Below are 16,798 nucleotides of genomic sequence, written 5' to 3' on the forward strand. Positions count from 1 at the left end.
CGACGTACTCCCTAGCCAGGAATTACAGTGTGAACAAAATCCGGGGGAACTACGGTGATCCATAATCAAATTTGTTCTTGCACATTCAGGACAGATCTCCATTAACATTAATAATAAACTTAGCCCCACAGCAAAGGGCTGCGGGGCTAAGTTCATATTTTAAAGGGGGGCGATTATTATTATTTTTAAATCTTCTTCAACCTTCTTCTTTTAATGCGCCGATTATCTTTCGAATATCCTCTAAAGGTACTTTAGGTTCTCTGTTATAGGTCAGCAATCCGTTTATCTCCTGCTCCACATCCGTTAATTGCGTGTAACAGAAACCTTGCACGACGGGGGATGCGATTAACGGGTCTACGACTGCGGCCAATCGCTGAAGGAAGTCCTGATCATTATCTGCGCCGGAATAGCCCCAGCCTTCCCATTCGCTTTTCTTGTACGCGATGCCACCAAATTCAGAGACAAGGATGGGCTCACCTTGATATAAGGTTTTCCCCACATGTAATTGCCGTTCAGCTGGTCTTGACTGAATTGCATTATCGACTGTGCGGTAACGTTCTATCAGTACATGTTCCCGCCATTCGTAGTCATGAATAGTCAACAGATCAGATGTCATATGCTCCCAACCATCGTTGGAAATGACAAGTCGGTGCGGATCCAGCGATTTGGTCAAATAGTACATTGCATTGGCATGATGCTGCTCTCTTGCATCCGTCAAAATATTCGGTACGCCCCAGCTTTCATTGAGCGGTACCCAGGCTACGATTGACGGATGATTGTAATCACGTTCGATTGCTTCTTGCCACTCCTGCGTCAAGCGGCGAATGTAGGTCTCATTAAGAGCGCAGGCATTCGCCGCTTCTCCCCAAACGAGTAAACCAAGCCGGTCACACCAATACAGATAACGCGGGTCTTCAATCTTTTGATGCTTGCGAGCTCCATTAAAGCCCATCGACTTCGTCAACTCAACATCTTGACGTATCGCCTCATCCGATGGTGCTGTCAAGAGTCCTTCTGGGAAATACCCTTGATCCAAAACCAATCGCATGAAATACGGATGATTGTTTAGGCATAGCTTTCCTTTTTCCACAGAAATTTTGCGCATGCCGAAGTAGCTAGTAACCTGATCCACAATCTGCCCATTCTGACTAAGCTCGAAATGAACATCATACAAATGCGGATGCTCAGGTGTCCACCAGCGATCTGGACGGCTGAAATGATAGTCGAAATCCGGTAATTGCACGGTACAATTATCAATGTTACTATGAATGCGAATGACCTGCTCAACAAGCTCCTCACCTTTGAAGCTTACCCGTATGCGAAGCTTAACATCTGAACCCATGCAAGATTCTAATCCATTGACAAAAGTCCTCAACTGGACCGTATTCTGATCGATGTCAGGTGTCATTTTCACATGATCCAAATGAAGCACAGAGACTGCCTCCAGCCAAACCGTCTGCCAAATGCCCGTCGTTCGCGTATAAAATATCGCCTCCGACTTATCCTTCCAATATTGCTTGCCCCGCGGCAAACTCAAATCCCGCGCATAATCTTCTGCGCGAACAACCAGCACATTTTCTCCTGCATGAAGCGAATTCGTTATATTAACAGAAAATGAGGTATGCCCACCTTCGTGCTTCGTTATAAATTGTCCGTTTATCCAAACAGATGCAGCATAATCTACTGCTCCGAAGTGTAGAACAACCTGTCTACCCTTCCAGTCATCTGGCAGCCGTAATGACCGCTGGTACCAGACAACATCGTGAACCCCTTTGTCCTCTATACCACTCAGCTTGCTTTCGTAACAAAAGGGAACTTGAATTTGTTGTGTGAACGGATGGTTACCAGCTCCCCACCCCGCCTGCTCACCAACCCGGTTATCATCAAATTCAAACGCCCACTCCCCATTTAAATTCATCCATTCGTTTCTTACAAATTGCGGTCGCGGATATTCATTCCGTATCATTGCCTTCATCTCCTTAAGCAGAGCGGGATGAATTTGAGTTTTTACAAATTCGCCCCGCTTATGATGCCTTATTTAGGGTGCATATTATGGTGAAGAACTGAACAGCCATTGCTGATTAGCCGTATTCATATCTTGATATTGGGAGATATTTGTACCATCTATCGTTGAACCACCTTCTACATCAATCAACTTTCCACTGTTACGGTTGACGATCTTCCAATAACCACCGCCGACACTCACGACTTGCCATTGTTGATTCGCAGCTCCAGATCCCGTATCGGTATATTGCGAAATATTTGCACCATTTGCGGTGGACGACCCTTCTACATCAATCGTTTTGCCGCTGTTCACATTGATGAACTTCCAGTAACCGCTACCTTGATCGACCGCTTTCCACTGCTGAGCCGTTATCGCACTATCATGCCACTGCCGAATGTTAGCGGAATTTGCCATTGATGCATCTTGTACATCGATAACTCGCCCACTTTTCTTGTTTGCAATTTTGTAAATCGCATTATTAGTAAGTGTACTCACGGGTTGTGGTACTTCGATAAATGCCCATTGCTGGTTAGGAGTCCCTGAATCCGTAAATTGGCTTATATTCCTACTGTCATCTCGGCCAGAGCTTTCCACATCGACGGCCTTACCGCTATTTCGATTAATGATTTTCCAGAAGCCTTGGCCCACGCCGGTAACCGTCCATTGTTGATTCGTCGCACCAGATCCATTGTCAGTATATTGGGAAATATTCGCACCGTTCGCTGTGGAGGACCCTTCTACGTCAATCGCTTTGCCACTATTCAGATTAATGAACTTCCAGTATCCACTCCCCTGGTCAACCGCTTTCCACTGCTGGCCTGTGCCATTGATATCATGATACTGAGAAATATTAGCGGAATTAGCTGTTGATGCACCTTGGACATCTATTAACTTCCCGCTGTTCCGATTCACGATCTTATACACTTTGCCATTGGTAATTTGCGTAGCCGGCGTAGTGCCACCTGGCAAATAACTTAGGTGGCTCAGCATCTGCTTCTGTCCGCTGGATAAATTGCTTTCGATTTGATCAATATTTTTGTAACCGAACATATCCTCAAGCATCGCGATGGACTCCAATTGCACAGCTAATTGCCAAGTTAAGCATTCCAAGCCATAATACTCCGTAAAATTATTCCCCATAATCCCTTCGCCCAGCAATGCTTTGAACTGGTAGCCAAGTCGTCCGTCATAATCGGTCGGCGCATTTGCATTGTTCGCTAGAATTTTAGCGAAGCTGAGGTATTGTGCGTCTCCCGTACTTACGTACAATCTGTAAAACTCCGCAGGACCATTAATCATAAACGTATCTGTATACGAATGTCCGGTTGCGACAAGGCTTTGCCCCACCAAGCCTGCTGACGGCCAAGGGCTCTTAAGATCGGAAGTGACCACGCCATCAACGCCTTTGGCGGCATTGTGCGCTGCATCCTGCTCCGAGGATGCCGTTGCCGATTTATCCTGCGCGATGTTAGAGCCAGAACCATCATATACTTTGAACTCGTAGATGCTTGGCCATGGTCCACCTTCTGCTCCAGTAATTGTAATGCGTACATAACGCGCAGTCGCTGTACCATTATCCACATAGCCCATGGATACGGGTCTGGCGGTATTACCGGTTTTATCAATAAATGTCGTCCAGTTCGTGTTATCAGTAGATGTTTCAATCTTGTACTTGTAATACACATTTCCATACTCAAACATCGTTTCAACTCGGCTAATACTGTAATTTGCACCCAAATCTACTTTGAACCACGATGGATATACAGCGCCATTCGCTGCCCAACGTGTTGATGGGTACACGTTATAGTTGTAAGCGAATGTCCAGCTTTGAACATAGTTTCCCGCGTTCTTTGCTGCACTTAACCACTTACTATCTCCCGTTACATCATAAAGGGAGTTAAAAGCATTCAAGGCCATCATTCCAGCTTCTTTATCCATCGTATTGTTATTGTCAGGCGTACCACCCACGTAACTATAGGTTTGATCGACATTCGTCAGCGACCAGTTTCCTGCTTGAATGGCTGCCGTATAATAGCGCGGATCATGCGTAGCCAAATACAATTTTATAAGAAAACGAATCGGATTTGTTGTATTGAACTTGCCTGCATTTTGGACAGTACCATCGATGTTATAGCTTCTTGCCCATGAGCCGTCTGCTGCTTGCTTCGTGACTAGGAAATCACCGAATTTCTGCACATAGATCATCCAGTTGTCGTGATAATCTCCTCGGGCATAAGCCGTATTATAAGCATCAAGCACTCCTTCGGCCGCATCTGAAACGGTCCGAAGAAACAGGGGGTCAGAACCCCATAGTCCTGTATCACTAAAGAAATCCGTTTGAGGAATACCTGCAGCTGTCATAGAGCTATTTGCCCAGAAGTCGATCATCGCAACACCTTTACTCAGATTGCTTGCGTTATTATTCTTATAACCGTCACGAATCATCTCCCAGCCGACCTTGGTCTGTTGACCCACGAAACCGGATTGCAAATGATAGCCCGTATCACCGCTTGTTCTCGTTAAAGAACTCCAGGGAAGACCGTTAGCCCCATTAGCGAAGCTCTGATATTTGGCACCAAAATAAGATAAGTCATTATTGTAGATCGTATTCGCATCAATATAATTCACTGTTGGATTATAAAGGTTGTACGCATATTTCCAAACGCTTCCTTGCGTAGTCGAGAAGTCCGTATCTTGCCCTACTTTTATAACCAGAGAGTACGAATGACTAACGCCCGTTTGCACGGGATGGCTGCGTCGAACGAGCCCTGTCAAGTGAAGCAAACCATTCTGGTCATTACCGTAGTAATTTTTATCACCTTCGGTGCTTGGATATATATAATTTAATGTGGGACGAGGTGATTTCTTAACACCAATGGCACCAAATTTAAACCCTGCATCTACAAGCCAGGATTCGCTGGATTCACTTTGAACAGAGCTTAAATTTGCATTAGTGTGAATGAAGGCCAACGATTCACCCGAGCTAGCCGTCTGCATCGCCATCATCGGAAGTGGAAGACGTGTTTCTTTGATGAAAAAGTTTTCATCCGCGTAATTACTCGCCAACGCTCCAGAAACCACATTGCTATTTTGTTTATACCAATTGCCTGGGGCAAACATATTGTAATCCGTAAGACTTGTCGATGAGAGCGGGTATAACGCATAGCGGGTTGCAAAGCCTTTATCCCCGCTATTTACAACAGCTACATTCACGTTACGTGACATTACGAACGCACCTGTGCCATCCTGCACCGTATATTGGTCTGTATAGTCGAATCGGCTCCCGTTACTTGTGGTCAGACTCCCCGTTGCCGTAATTACCCCCCCTGCGTTTGCCCAACTTGTATAGGGTCCTTGATAAGAAATTTCCGTCGAAGCTGCACTTTTTATTTGTAAGGATAAGGGATTAACCTGCTCATCGAGCTTGCTAGTCCCTTTGTAAATACCTACACCATAGTGCCCTGAGCCTTGATCATCCAGTGCTAAGGTATAAGCCCCAGATACAAGAGAGGCTACACCAACCGCCTCTACCTTCGATGCCCCCACGTTAATTCCTGATAAAGCAATGAAAAGCGTCAATACCGTGCTCCCCCATTTTTGCCAAGACATCATTATTCTTTTCCTCCCGTAAAGGCAATGCCCTTAATAATTTGCTTTTGGAAAAAAATAAACACAATGATAAGCGGAATAGCTGCGAGTGTATTGGCAGTCATTGGAAGCGAATATTGCTGCATATAAGAGCTTTGAAAGTTAGGCAAACCTAATGTAATAGTCATGAATGTTTTGTTAGAAACCGAAACGAGCGGCCACAAGAAATCGTTCCAAGCCGCCAAGAACGAATAGATACCCAGCGCTGCAAAAGCTGGACGTGACAATGGAATGAAAATAGAAGACCATATGCGCCAATATCCCGCCCCATCCATGCGTGCTGCTTCTTCTAATTCCTTCGGAAGTCCGTCAAAAAACTGCTTTAACACAAAAATACCGAATGGGCTAGCGATACCTGGGAGAATGAGCGAAGCCAAATTGTTAAGTAGCCCCCAATCTCGCATCATGAGAAACAGCGGAATGAGCGTTGCTTCTCCAGGAATCATAAGTCCCATCAGGAATAACAGAAATAGCCACTTGCTGCCTGGGAATCGCACGCGAGAAATCGCGAATGCAGCTAAGGAGTCCACAATGACGATCACAATCGTCTGTATGGTGGCAACCAACAGACTATTCAACATCCAGTGGAAGATGGGTGCCTCGGACAAAACCTTTCGATAGTTAACAAGGGAAAGCTGGAGAGTCCCATTTTGTAGAAAAGGTACACCTTCCGTTTTGAACGATAACGCGATCATATACACGATCGGCAACAAAAAAGCGACTGTAACAAGCAAAACTAATACACGAATAATCCAACGATAAAGCCGTTCCATAGGACCTCCTCTAGTTCTCATTAGGCATATACTTGAATTGCAGGGCAGAAATGATCATGATGATCATCATTAGCAAAATGGAGACGGCAGAGGCATAGCCCAAATCAAACGTTTTAAAGCCTTTTTCATAAATCATAAAGACGATTGTTTTCGTACCGCCCGCAGGTCCGCCGCTTGTAATAAGCTTGGATTGCCCAAATATTTTGAAGCAGGCAATGGTCTGAAGTACGATTACCAGTAATGTAACTCTCGAAAGCGAAGGCAGTGTGATGAAGCGGAAACTTTGCCAGCGTGATGCACCTTCGATTTGTCCAGCTTCGTAGAAGGTTTGTGGAATGTCCTGGAGGCCTGCTAAATATAGAATAAAAACAAGACCAACCGTCCACCATACTGTGGCTATGATAATACTAACCCAAGCAAGAATCGGCTGCGAGATCCAGAAAATTTCTTTTTGATAACCAACCAACTTAAGCAATTGACTTAGTAACCCTGAGTATGGCTGTAAAAAAATAACCCAAATCGTGGAGATTACCGAAACCGACAACATCATCGGCAAAAATACACTGGCTCGGAAAAAAGATTGCCATTTGCGGATTTGATTGATCAGAAGCGCTAACGCGAGCCCTGTCAAAACAAGTAACGGCGCAGAAATAATAACGAACATAAACGTATGCCATGTATAGATCCAGAACTCTTTATCTATAAGGAGATTATGATAATTTTTGAAGGCAACAAATTTTTTAGTACCCAGCAGCGCCCAATCGTAAAAGCTGATGCGGAGTCCAAAGAAAATAGGAACTAAGGAAAAAAGGACAAAGAATAAGAAGTAAGGGAGCACCATGATGTATCCGATGCCCCATGATTTTCTTTCATATGTTGTTGATCGCATGGATGCCGCTCCTTTCAATGCGGATTATACAAAAGAAGGTCAGGCCCGCTCTTCCTACCGATGAACCTCGAAGCAACAGGTGATCTATCCGCGGACCTAACCTTGTCTTATTTACTTATTTACTTACTTATTCGCAATCCCATCAACAGCTTTACTAGCATTTTTCAAAGCCTCTTCCGGTGTTTGCTTCTGAATCGTCATTTTTTCGAATTCTTTAATAATTGCATCACTCATCAAGCCCCACTTGTCGCTGCGCGGGAAGTAGGCTACACTTTTGCCTGCATCTGCGTAATCTGAACGATATTTCAGTTTCTTGAAATCATCCGATTGAAGTACTTTATCAACAGCAGGGATATGTCCAGCTACCGCCCACATTGCACCGTGTTGCGCAATCCAATTAGCGAAAGTTACAGCCGCTTTCAGCTTCGCAGGATCATCCTTACTATGCTTTGGCAGTGTCAATGTGTGGGAATCGCCCCACTCCGCTGGGTGATCATATAAGGTTGGAACTGGCATAACGCCGAAATCCAGATCTTTCGTAGCCTCAAAAGCTCCTGTTCCCCAAACACCTGTAATTAAGGTTGCAGCTTTGCCATCTTGGAACATTTTGAACGCATCATCAATGTTTGGCGGAATCAATTGATTTTTGTATAGGTCATTCACAAATTGTATCGATTTCAGTGCTGCTGGGTTGTCCAAAACTGATTTTTTACCGTCATCAGAAAGTACTTTGCCTCCATCGTTCATTTGGTTATACCAAGACCAGAACAACCAGAAAGAATCCGTGCGCACATTCGGTTCCGTTAATGGAGCAATCTCTTTCGGCACACTATCTTTAATTTTTTGCAAAAACTTCACATAGCCCTCTGGACCTTTCTCTATATCCGGCTTGCCGTCCTTCAATACGCCAGCCTGTTGCAACCATTTCTTGTTGTAGTACATAACGACAACATGTGTATCTAAAGGTACGGAATAATGCTTACTATTATAAATAGTCGATTTCAAAATCGTCTGGTTGTAGTCTCCCCAGTTTACGCCGGCCTGACTAGCAGCATCGTCTAGTGTATTCAAGTAACCCGTCGGCACGAATTGTGGCAATCGCGAGGAATGTACAATAGCTACATCAGGTGCGCTGTCAGCCGCTAGTGCGGTTTGTAGCTTCGTATAGTAGTCATCTGCTTTACTCGGATCTTGCTCGACCTGAATGTCAGCGCTTTCTTCATTAAATTTCTTGACCATTGCGTTCATGTAATCCCCGTCACCACCACTAAATGGTGTCCAGTACGTAATTTTCACTTTCTTGCCTGAAGCGGCAGCTTCCGTTCCAGCTGTGCTTTTCGGTGCATCCGTTGCGGTACTGCTGCTCGTGTCTGTTGTAGAAACACATGCGGATAACAAAATGGAAGATGCTATCGTTAGTGTGCTAATCTTAATCAAATTCTTTTTCATGTGTTGAACCCTCCCTAAGCTATCTACTTACTTGGTACATCCTTATCATACGGGAGGGGATGATGTCTTTTCTTTGGAAGCGTATAGCTCCTTAGGACGTATTTTTATTGAAATGACACCTTGTCTACACGCTGTCTCGATACTCCCCTGGTGTCTGACCCGTTAAAGTTCGGAATACCCGATTGAAATGACGCAAATTCGTGAAACCCGTCGCCTTAGCGATATCCACGATTTTCTTCTCAGATGCAAGCAGCAATCGTTTCGATTCTTCAATCCGGCGTTGCGTCACATAATCAACGAAAGTGATACCTAGCTTATTTTTGAAAAGAGTGCTCAGATACGATGGGTTCAGATACACTTTGTCCGCCATCATACTTAAAGTAATTGGCGTGCTGTAATGCTCATCGACATAGCGAACAACCGTATCAATGGGATTGATCTCGATGGACGAATTTCGTTGATGTACCATTTCACTCAGTCTCCCTAATAAACGTTCACAGGTTTCCACCATTTCGAACATGGTCGTTGTGGACAATATTTGTTCCAGCACACGCTTAATTTCTGCATGCTGCAGCCACTCCTTGACGAGATTCAGCCTGACTGCAAGCTCATAAAAGTGGAGCAACATGGCGCAAATTTGTTGCTGTACCATTTCAGGCGATGTCATGGCATCACACAATTTACGGACAAACTTCCTCGTTTTAAGTCTAGTTTCCACCGCATCGCCATCTTCAATACTCTTATCCAACAGAGCCCAATCCGAAGTCAACGTGTTCATTTTAACTTCTTTGCTTCCCTTCACCGAAGCATAGGTAAGAATGCGGTCCCCTCCCGTCACAAGACGGTAGAGAAGCGCTGTCTCTGCTTCTTCGTAAGATTGGGAAATCGTCTCCATATCGAACACCTCTGCGCCAAGTCCAATGGTGATCGTAACATTGCTCATATTCTTCATTTCTTTGCATATACGTTTCGCCCACGATGTCACATGCGTATAGGCTTCGGGTGTCGTCTCATAATTTAGCAATGTCACGACTTTTGTATCTGATATCGGAAACACATAGCCAGTCCATCCCGTTTCCACAGATTCCTGAATAAATTGGGAAATAAAAAGGGAATATAACGCGGGATTCACACGAAAATAACGCTCATCTTCAATAAATTCACGATCCAGATTAATTAACAAGCAGCAATACGATGCATGCGGAAGCTGAATGCCTACGTAATCCATTAAATCAAGCTCCTCATGGCTGATACTGCCATCCATCAATCCCCTCAGGATGTGATGTCGTAATCGTTCCCTTGCTTGCCTTTCCTCCATCTGTTTGCTTGTCTCTTGCTCTTTTATAGACAACCATTCTGATTGAAGACTATCTAGAATCCGATACAACTCCTTACGTACAATTGGCTTGGTCAAGTAATCCTTAGCACCCATCCGCAATGATTCACGTACATATTCGAAATCACTATATCCGCTCATCACAATAACCTGTATGTTGGCATGCTTTTCTTTCAAGATATACTGTAATTCAATGCCATTCATAATCGGCATCATAATATCCGTAATCACGAAATCAGGCTGGTGCTGTTCTATTTTCTCAAGTGCCTCAATGCCATCCTCCGCTTCATCGACAACCTTCCATTCTCCTTGCATTTCCGCAATCATATGACGAAGCCCTTTCCGGAAAATAGACTCATCATCCACGATTAATACTTTTGGCATCTAGTTGTCCTCCTCTGATGAGATCTTGCCACTATCCGTATATGGAAACTTTATGATTACCTTTGTGCCCTGCATGGGTTCACTGGTAATGAATAAACCAAAGGCAGAACCATAACGAAGAACGATTCTTCGATGTACGTTGACGATACCATGGCCCCCTGCTGCACCTTCTGGCAGTGACGCATATTGAAGTCTATTACGAAGGGTTTGAAGCTCGGCAGCATTCATGCCTTTACCGTTATCTTCAATTGCAATCAGCATGCTATTACCTTCCTTGGTCCCTATTATGCGAATCCTCCCTCGCCCTCTGGCCCTGCCAAAACCATGAATAATACAATTCTCCACAATTGGTTGCAGACTAAGACGGATTACATGACTAGACAGCAACCATTGATCTATTTCAATCTCGTAGTGTAGTTTATTTTCAAATCGAATCAGCTGAATGGCCATATACCCTTCGACATGCCCGAGTTCTTGTTGAAGAGGTACCTCGCTTTGATCGCTGTTAATGCTGTAACGTAGTAGATGACTTAAATTGTTTGTCATTTCAACAACTTCACGATTTCCTTGAATCTCCGCATACATGCTGATACTTCCTAATGTGTTATAAAGGAAATGCGGATTAATTTGATTTTGCAGAGCGGCCAACTGGGAATTCTTCTCTCGAATTTCAGTCTCATACAGCTTATAGCCCAAATCGCTCAACCTCGATACCATCACATTAAAGGTATGGCTCAATTGCCCTACCTCATCTTTGTTGCGAACCGGTACAGCTACAGCCAAGTCACCATTTTCTACTCTTCTCATTAAATTCCCTAGCTGACTGATTGGTCGAGTAATAAGTAATGAGAGCCAAATGGAGATTAATACCGCCAAGAATAAGCATCCAATACCAATGAATATAATATTATTTCGAACGTTAGCCGTGTCTTGTAACAGCAATGACATGGGAACTATTCCAATCGTTGTCCAACCCGTTAGACTTGAGGTGTTATATGTCAATAGCTCTTCCTTGCCCTTTGAATGGACAACAAGGCTTCCTGTACCCTGATAATTTCGGATTAAGGTATCCGTAACATCCAGTGAACTGTCTTTGTACACTAAGCGTCCTTCGTCATCGACGATCGCAATATTCCCAAAATTTGAAGTAGCGAGATGGTTACTTCTATTTTCAATAGCAGAAACAGGTACATCAATGACAAAATACCCCACTTGCTTACCAGTCTGGATACTCTTAATTTTACGGGTGACAGTCATGACTCGCGATTTCACGCCATTACTAGAGTTAACTTCATGTGGACCCAAGTAATTCAAATTATTAGATGAAGCAGATATCCGCTCAAACCACGGCTCTTTCTCCAATTTTCTTGATGTTGTAGCAATGCTTTCGGGTAAAAGGACATAGGATGAGCCCTTGGTGCCGTATAAATATAAACTGGTGACATTCACCCTCCCATTCACTAGCACATGATTAACAAAACTGCCAATCGTCGTATTCTCCTCTAACGTCAAAGGTGCCCCCTCACTTCGGGAAGCAGCCAAAAACCGCATGATCTCCGGCGACTGGTATGGCATCATAGTAAGTAAATTCAATTCATTCATGTACGTATCGAGGTTTGTCGTCAACTCACGTACAACATCCCCTTGATATTTTCCTACACTTTTTTTTATCGATGCTGAATAACTGGAATAAGCGAATAAGCTAGCTATAAGTAAAGGTAAAATGACTATTAAATTAATCACTAGCATTTTTGTTAAAAGCCGTAAATTAGCAAATCGGCTAAGAATCTGATTAGGTGTCATCGTGCTATTCTCCAAAATGTTCTTGAATCTGTTTAGTGATCTGATTTTGCGAATTTCGCAGCACATCCTCAGGTGATTCTGACTGATGCAGCATTTTAGCTATTTCTGAAGAAATGAAATCATTAATTTTCCCTTGGAAGGGATGGTCTGGAAAATACGTCACATGATCTACCTCACTTGTATAAATTGAGGAGAAGCGTCGATCCGTGAACATTTTTGACTTCAACGCGCTCAGATTGCCGGGAATATGTCCTGCTCTGGCCCAGCTATCGCCATGTTTTGAAATCCAGTCTGCAAATTTAATAGACGCGACAACTTTAGCAGGGTCGGACTTCGTATGCGCTGGAAACGCCATTGTATGGGAATCGCCCCACACAGCAGGATGGTCATAAATAAGAGGGATCGGTGCTACTCCCAAATCCAAAGACGATTCCGATTCAAGCGCGCCTGTCGACCATACGCCCAATATTAACAAGGCCGCTTTATCTGCTTGGAAGATTGAAAAAGTATCGGACAAATCCGGTGGTATCAACTTGCTGGTATATAGCTCATTGACATAATTGAGCGCTCGCAAGGAAGGTCCATTGTTAATATTCAATGAATTCCCTTCATTCCCATAAAACTGCCCACCATCATTCATTTGGTTATAAAATGACCACCAAAGCCAATAGGCATCCGATCGAGTGTTCGGTAATGCCAATGGAGCGATATTTGAAGGAATACGCTTCTGGAGTGTTCTTAGAAATTGTATGAATCCCTCTTCACCAGGCTCTAAGTTTAAGCTTCCATCCTCACGCAATAGCCCCGCTTGTTTTATCCACTTCTTGTTGTAATACATCACATCAAAATGGGTGTCTAAGGGAATCGCATAATGACTTCCGTTCACGGTCGTTTTATTCAAAATCATTGTATTATAGTCATTCCAGTTAACATTTGCCTCCGTAGTTGCTTGTTGGATATTTGTAAGAAAACCGGCTGGCACATATTGAGCAAATCGTGAAGCATGAATAATTGCAACATCAGGTGCTTCATCCGTCACAATTGCTGTTGGAAGCCGCGTGTAATACTCGTCGGAATTATTGTTCGTTAGCTCTACGAAAACATGCTCGGTATTTTCCTGATTATATTGGTTTACAAGCTCCCGCATAAAACTGCCATCCCCTCCACTAAATGGTGTCCAAAATGTTATTTTGGTTGTAGTCTTTATAGGCTGGGAGGTGAACTGGCTTCCTTGCGGTTCACTATTGCAAGCTGTCATTAAAATACACAAAACAATGAGGGTAAGAACTGTTTTCTTTGGGGGTAATGGCTTCACTATTCAACCCACCTTCTCTTCCGTGAATGGATAGCTCTATCTTAATAGAAAAAAGAACTGATCGGTATCAGTTCTTTCACTTTTTTATGGACATATTTTTAGGTTCATTAATCATGGTTAACAGGACTGGCATTCGAAGACCGCAGTCATAACCAATTTTATTATTTGCCAGGGATCGAGGTTGCGCTTCATGGACATTGCGATATTCTATCAAGGTTTCGAGACACCGGCAAACGCAACTTAGCCAGCCGCTGCCCTTATTTCAGCGCTTAACGAAGGTTCAGTTGATTTCGATGGTTTTAATGACTCTGGCAGGATTGCCCCCAACGATGACATTGTCAGGCACATCCTTTGTCACCACGGCTCCAGAGGCTATAACGACATTATCGCCAATGGTAACGCCTGGGTTAATAACGGCCCTTCCTCCGATCCAAACGTTATTTCCAATCGTAACAGGCTTGCCGAATTCTGCCCCCGAGGCCCGTTCAAACGGATTTATGGGGTGTGTAGCCGTATAAATATGTACACCGGGTCCGATAAAGCAATATTCACCGATACGAACTTCACACACATCTAAGATAACACAGTCGAAATTGGCATAAAAATGATTGCCGATATGGATATTGTATCCATAATCGCAGCGGAACGTCGGTTCGATATAGAGGTTCTCACCTGTGGAACCAAAAAGCTGTTTAAGAAGCTCGGTACGTTGATCAAGCTCTGTTTCCAGTGTTTGATTAAACAAACGAGTCTGTTTTCTGGCGTTCTCCCGATCTTTTGTTAGCTGCGGGTCTGAGGCAAGATAAAGCTCCCCAGCTAGCATTTTTTCTTTTTCAGTTTTGAAATTCATTCCCATCCTCCTTTCCATCTCTCAAGTAATTTTGCAGCTCCCTTAGCTATACCATACAGGAAATGGAAGTCGAAGCATAGTCCCTCCATATCTTGACCCTCTTCTTCCTATAGAGATCCTATGCATAAACCGCAGAAGTCATTTCTTCTCCCGGCTTTTAACGCGAAAATAAAAAAACTGCCCGAGCAGGTTACCGCTCAGACAGCTTTCGTGAAATCTTCTTATTTATAAGCCAAGCGAGCTTGGTGAGCCGCTTCGTAAGCTGCGATTTTGTCCGCATGCTGAAGCGTCAAGCCGATGTCATCCAAGCCTTGCAGCAAGAATTGACGACGGTGCTCATCCAATTCAAATTCGATGCTCAGGCCTTGATCGTCGGTGATCTTTTTGTTTTCCAGGTCAACGGTCAATTGGTAGCCTTCTTGCTTCGTTGTGCGTTGGAACAGCTCTTCGACTTGCTCTTCGCTCAATTTGATCGGCAGGATGCCGTTTTTGAAGCAGTTGTTGTAGAAAATGTCCGCATAAGACGGAGCAATGATCACTTTGAAGCCGTAGTCTTGAATCGCCCAAGGAGCGTGCTCACGGGAGGATCCGCAGCCGAAGTTCGCACGGGAAATCAGAACGGAAGCGCCTTGGTAACGCGGTTGGTTCAGGGAAAACTCCTTGATCACCTCGCCTTGCTTGTCAAAACGCCATTCGAAGAACAAGAATTGGCCGAAACCGGAACGCTCGATCCGTTTCAAAAATTGTTTTGGGATAATCGCATCTGTATCTACGTTTACGCGGTCCACCGGACCTACCAGGCCGGTATGCTTTTTAAAAGCTTCCATGTCGTTAGTCTCCTCACTTAAAAAAGATTGAATTAAGCTTCTTGCTTCACTTTGAATTCCCAATCGCGAACATCATAGAAATGTCCTTTGATTGCTGCAGCAGCGGCCATAGCCGGAGATACCAAGTGGGTACGTCCATCACGTCCCTGACGCCCTTCAAAGTTACGGTTAGAAGTGGATGCGCAGCGTTGGCCCGGCTTCAATACGTCCGGATTCATCGCCAAGCACATGGAGCAGCCTGCATCGCGCCATTCGAAGCCCGCTTCAGTGAAGATTTTGTCCAAGCCTTCTTTTTCCGCTTGAATTTTAACGCGGCCAGAGCCTGGTACAACGATTGCCGTTACGTTAGAGGAAACCTGGTGTCCTTGCGCTACGGCTGCTGCCGCGCGAAGATCCTCGATCCGTCCGTTCGTACAGGAACCGATAAATACATAATCCACAGCCAGATCCGTCATTGGAGTGCCTGGTGTAATACCCATATATTCGATCGCTTTTTCAGCGGCTTTACGTTCGTTCTCCGTTGGGAAGCTTTGCGGATCCGGTACCAGTGCCGTAACGTCTGTACCCATACCAGGGCTCGTTCCCCAGGTTACTTGCGGAATCAGGCTGTCAGCGTCAAAATCAACAACGCGATCGTATACTGCGCCCTCATCTGTAGTCAGTTGTTTCCATGCAGCTACCGCTTCGTCAAAAGCAGCGCCTTGTGGCACGTATTCACGGCCGCGCAGGTATTCGAAAGTCACTTCGTCCGGAGCGATCAGGCCGGCTCTTGCACCTGCTTCGATGGACATGTTACAAACCGTCATGCGCTCTTCCATGGACAGGTTGCGGATAGCTTCGCCTGTGTACTCGATAACGTAGCCGGTTGCAAAGTCTGTGCCGTATTTTGCGATAACGCCCAAGATCAAGTCTTTCGCCGTTACGCCCGGGTTCAGCTTGCCATTGATGCGAACTTCCAATGTTTTCGCTTTGGATTGCTGCAAGCATTGAGTAGCCAGAACGTGCTCCACCTCGGAAGTACCGATACCGAACGCCAACGCGCCGAAAGCACCGTGAGTCGAAGTATGGCTGTCGCCGCACACGATCGTTTTACCAGGGTGAGTCAAGCCCAGCTCAGGTCCCATAACGTGAACAACGCCTTGATCGATGCTGTCCAGGTCGAACAGGGTCACGCCAAAATCTTTACAGTTTTGCGACAGAGTGTCGATTTGCTGCTTGGAGATCGGATCCGTGATGTTGAAGCGGTCTTTCGTAGGAACGTTGTGATCCATTGTTGCAAAAGTCAGATCCGGACGGCGCACTTTGCGGCCGGACAAGCGAAGCCCTTCAAATGCTTGTGGAGACGTAACTTCGTGCACCAGCTGCAGGTCGATATAAATGATGCTTGGTTTGCCTGCTTCCTGATGAATTACGTGATTGTTCCAAATTTTCTCGAACATTGTTTTTGCCATCAGATTCACCTCATTAGTCATGAATGATAATCAATTCATCCTTTGTGCATAGTCTAGCATTTCTTTAT

11 protein-coding genes are annotated in these 16,798 nt (G+C 44.7%); all 11 read right to left on the reverse strand.

All coding sequences use genetic code 11. The annotated features are described in order from the left end of the window. Positions 1-196: 196 nt before the first annotated feature. Positions 197-1,966 carry a glycoside hydrolase family 2 protein gene (locus tag CF651_RS12325; protein WP_425436258.1) on the reverse strand — a complete coding sequence of 590 codons (1,770 nt, stop codon included), beginning with the start codon at positions 1,964-1,966 and terminating at the stop codon, positions 197-199. 84 nt (positions 1,967-2,050) lie between these two features. After that, positions 2,051-5,617, reverse strand: coding sequence for an RICIN domain-containing protein (locus CF651_RS12330; RefSeq protein WP_094015148.1), 3,567 nt, complete (start codon positions 5,615-5,617; stop codon positions 2,051-2,053). Then, positions 5,617-6,426: a carbohydrate ABC transporter permease gene (locus CF651_RS12335; protein ID WP_094015149.1), complete on the reverse strand. Its 810-nt coding sequence runs from the start codon at positions 6,424-6,426 to the stop codon at positions 5,617-5,619. The genes CF651_RS12330 and CF651_RS12335 overlap by 1 nt, the downstream gene beginning before the upstream one ends. Positions 6,427-6,436: 10 nt before the next feature. Next, positions 6,437-7,315: a carbohydrate ABC transporter permease gene (locus tag CF651_RS12340; RefSeq protein WP_094015150.1), complete on the reverse strand. Its 879-nt coding sequence runs from the start codon at positions 7,313-7,315 to the stop codon at positions 6,437-6,439. A 123-nt stretch (positions 7,316-7,438) separates the two neighbouring features. Then, positions 7,439-8,764, reverse strand: coding sequence for an ABC transporter substrate-binding protein (locus CF651_RS12345; protein ID WP_094015151.1), 1,326 nt, complete (start codon positions 8,762-8,764; stop codon positions 7,439-7,441). Positions 8,765-8,888: 124 nt separating this feature from the next. Further along, on the reverse strand, positions 8,889-10,484 hold the full coding sequence (locus CF651_RS12350; protein WP_094015152.1) for a response regulator: 1,596 nt from the start codon (positions 10,482-10,484) through the stop codon (positions 8,889-8,891). Beyond that, positions 10,485-12,287, reverse strand: coding sequence for a sensor histidine kinase (locus CF651_RS12355; RefSeq protein ID WP_179232785.1), 1,803 nt, complete (start codon positions 12,285-12,287; stop codon positions 10,485-10,487). It lies immediately after the preceding gene. Positions 12,288-12,291: 4 nt separating this feature from the next. Further along, positions 12,292-13,602 carry an extracellular solute-binding protein gene (locus tag CF651_RS12360; RefSeq protein WP_094015154.1) on the reverse strand — a complete coding sequence of 437 codons (1,311 nt, stop codon included), beginning with the start codon at positions 13,600-13,602 and terminating at the stop codon, positions 12,292-12,294. Between the two features lie 280 nt (positions 13,603-13,882). Next, positions 13,883-14,452, reverse strand: a complete 570-nt coding sequence (locus CF651_RS12365) for a sugar O-acetyltransferase (RefSeq protein WP_094015155.1) — start codon at positions 14,450-14,452, stop codon at positions 13,883-13,885. A gap of 221 nt (positions 14,453-14,673) precedes the next feature. Continuing rightward, entirely contained in the window at positions 14,674-15,279 is a 606-nt protein-coding gene (gene leuD, locus CF651_RS12370) for a 3-isopropylmalate dehydratase small subunit (protein WP_094015156.1), read from the reverse strand. Between the two features lie 32 nt (positions 15,280-15,311). Continuing rightward, the gene (leuC, locus tag CF651_RS12375; protein WP_094015157.1) at positions 15,312-16,730 is read right to left on the reverse strand and encodes a 3-isopropylmalate dehydratase large subunit; all 1,419 of its coding nucleotides are present in this window, start codon (positions 16,728-16,730) and stop codon (positions 15,312-15,314) included. Between the last annotated feature and the right edge of the window lie 68 nt (positions 16,731-16,798).

The sequence above is a fragment of the Paenibacillus rigui genome, from assembly GCF_002234615.1.
Lineage (GTDB): Bacteria > Bacillota > Bacilli > Paenibacillales > NBRC-103111 > Paenibacillus_S > Paenibacillus_S rigui.

What these genes read in the sequence shown, in the direction of transcription:
- leuC (WP_094015157.1), bottom strand. Translation starts at nt 16,730, where the DNA reads ATGGCAAAAACAATGTTCGAGAAAATTTGGAACAATCACGTAATTCAT.
- leuD (WP_094015156.1), bottom strand. Translation starts at nt 15,279, where the DNA reads ATGGAAGCTTTTAAAAAGCATACCGGCCTGGTAGGTCCGGTGGACCGC.
- CF651_RS12325 (WP_425436258.1), bottom strand. Translation starts at nt 1,966, where the DNA reads ATGATACGGAATGAATATCCGCGACCGCAATTTGTAAGAAACGAATGG.
- CF651_RS12335 (WP_094015149.1), bottom strand. Translation starts at nt 6,426, where the DNA reads ATGGAACGGCTTTATCGTTGGATTATTCGTGTATTAGTTTTGCTTGTT.
- CF651_RS12330 (WP_094015148.1), bottom strand. Translation starts at nt 5,617, where the DNA reads ATGATGTCTTGGCAAAAATGGGGGAGCACGGTATTGACGCTTTTCATT.
- CF651_RS12355 (WP_179232785.1), bottom strand. Translation starts at nt 12,287, where the DNA reads ATGACACCTAATCAGATTCTTAGCCGATTTGCTAATTTACGGCTTTTA.
- CF651_RS12350 (WP_094015152.1), bottom strand. Translation starts at nt 10,484, where the DNA reads ATGCCAAAAGTATTAATCGTGGATGATGAGTCTATTTTCCGGAAAGGG.
- CF651_RS12365 (WP_094015155.1), bottom strand. Translation starts at nt 14,452, where the DNA reads ATGAATTTCAAAACTGAAAAAGAAAAAATGCTAGCTGGGGAGCTTTAT.
- CF651_RS12340 (WP_094015150.1), bottom strand. Translation starts at nt 7,315, where the DNA reads ATGCGATCAACAACATATGAAAGAAAATCATGGGGCATCGGATACATC.
- CF651_RS12345 (WP_094015151.1), bottom strand. Translation starts at nt 8,764, where the DNA reads ATGAAAAAGAATTTGATTAAGATTAGCACACTAACGATAGCATCTTCC.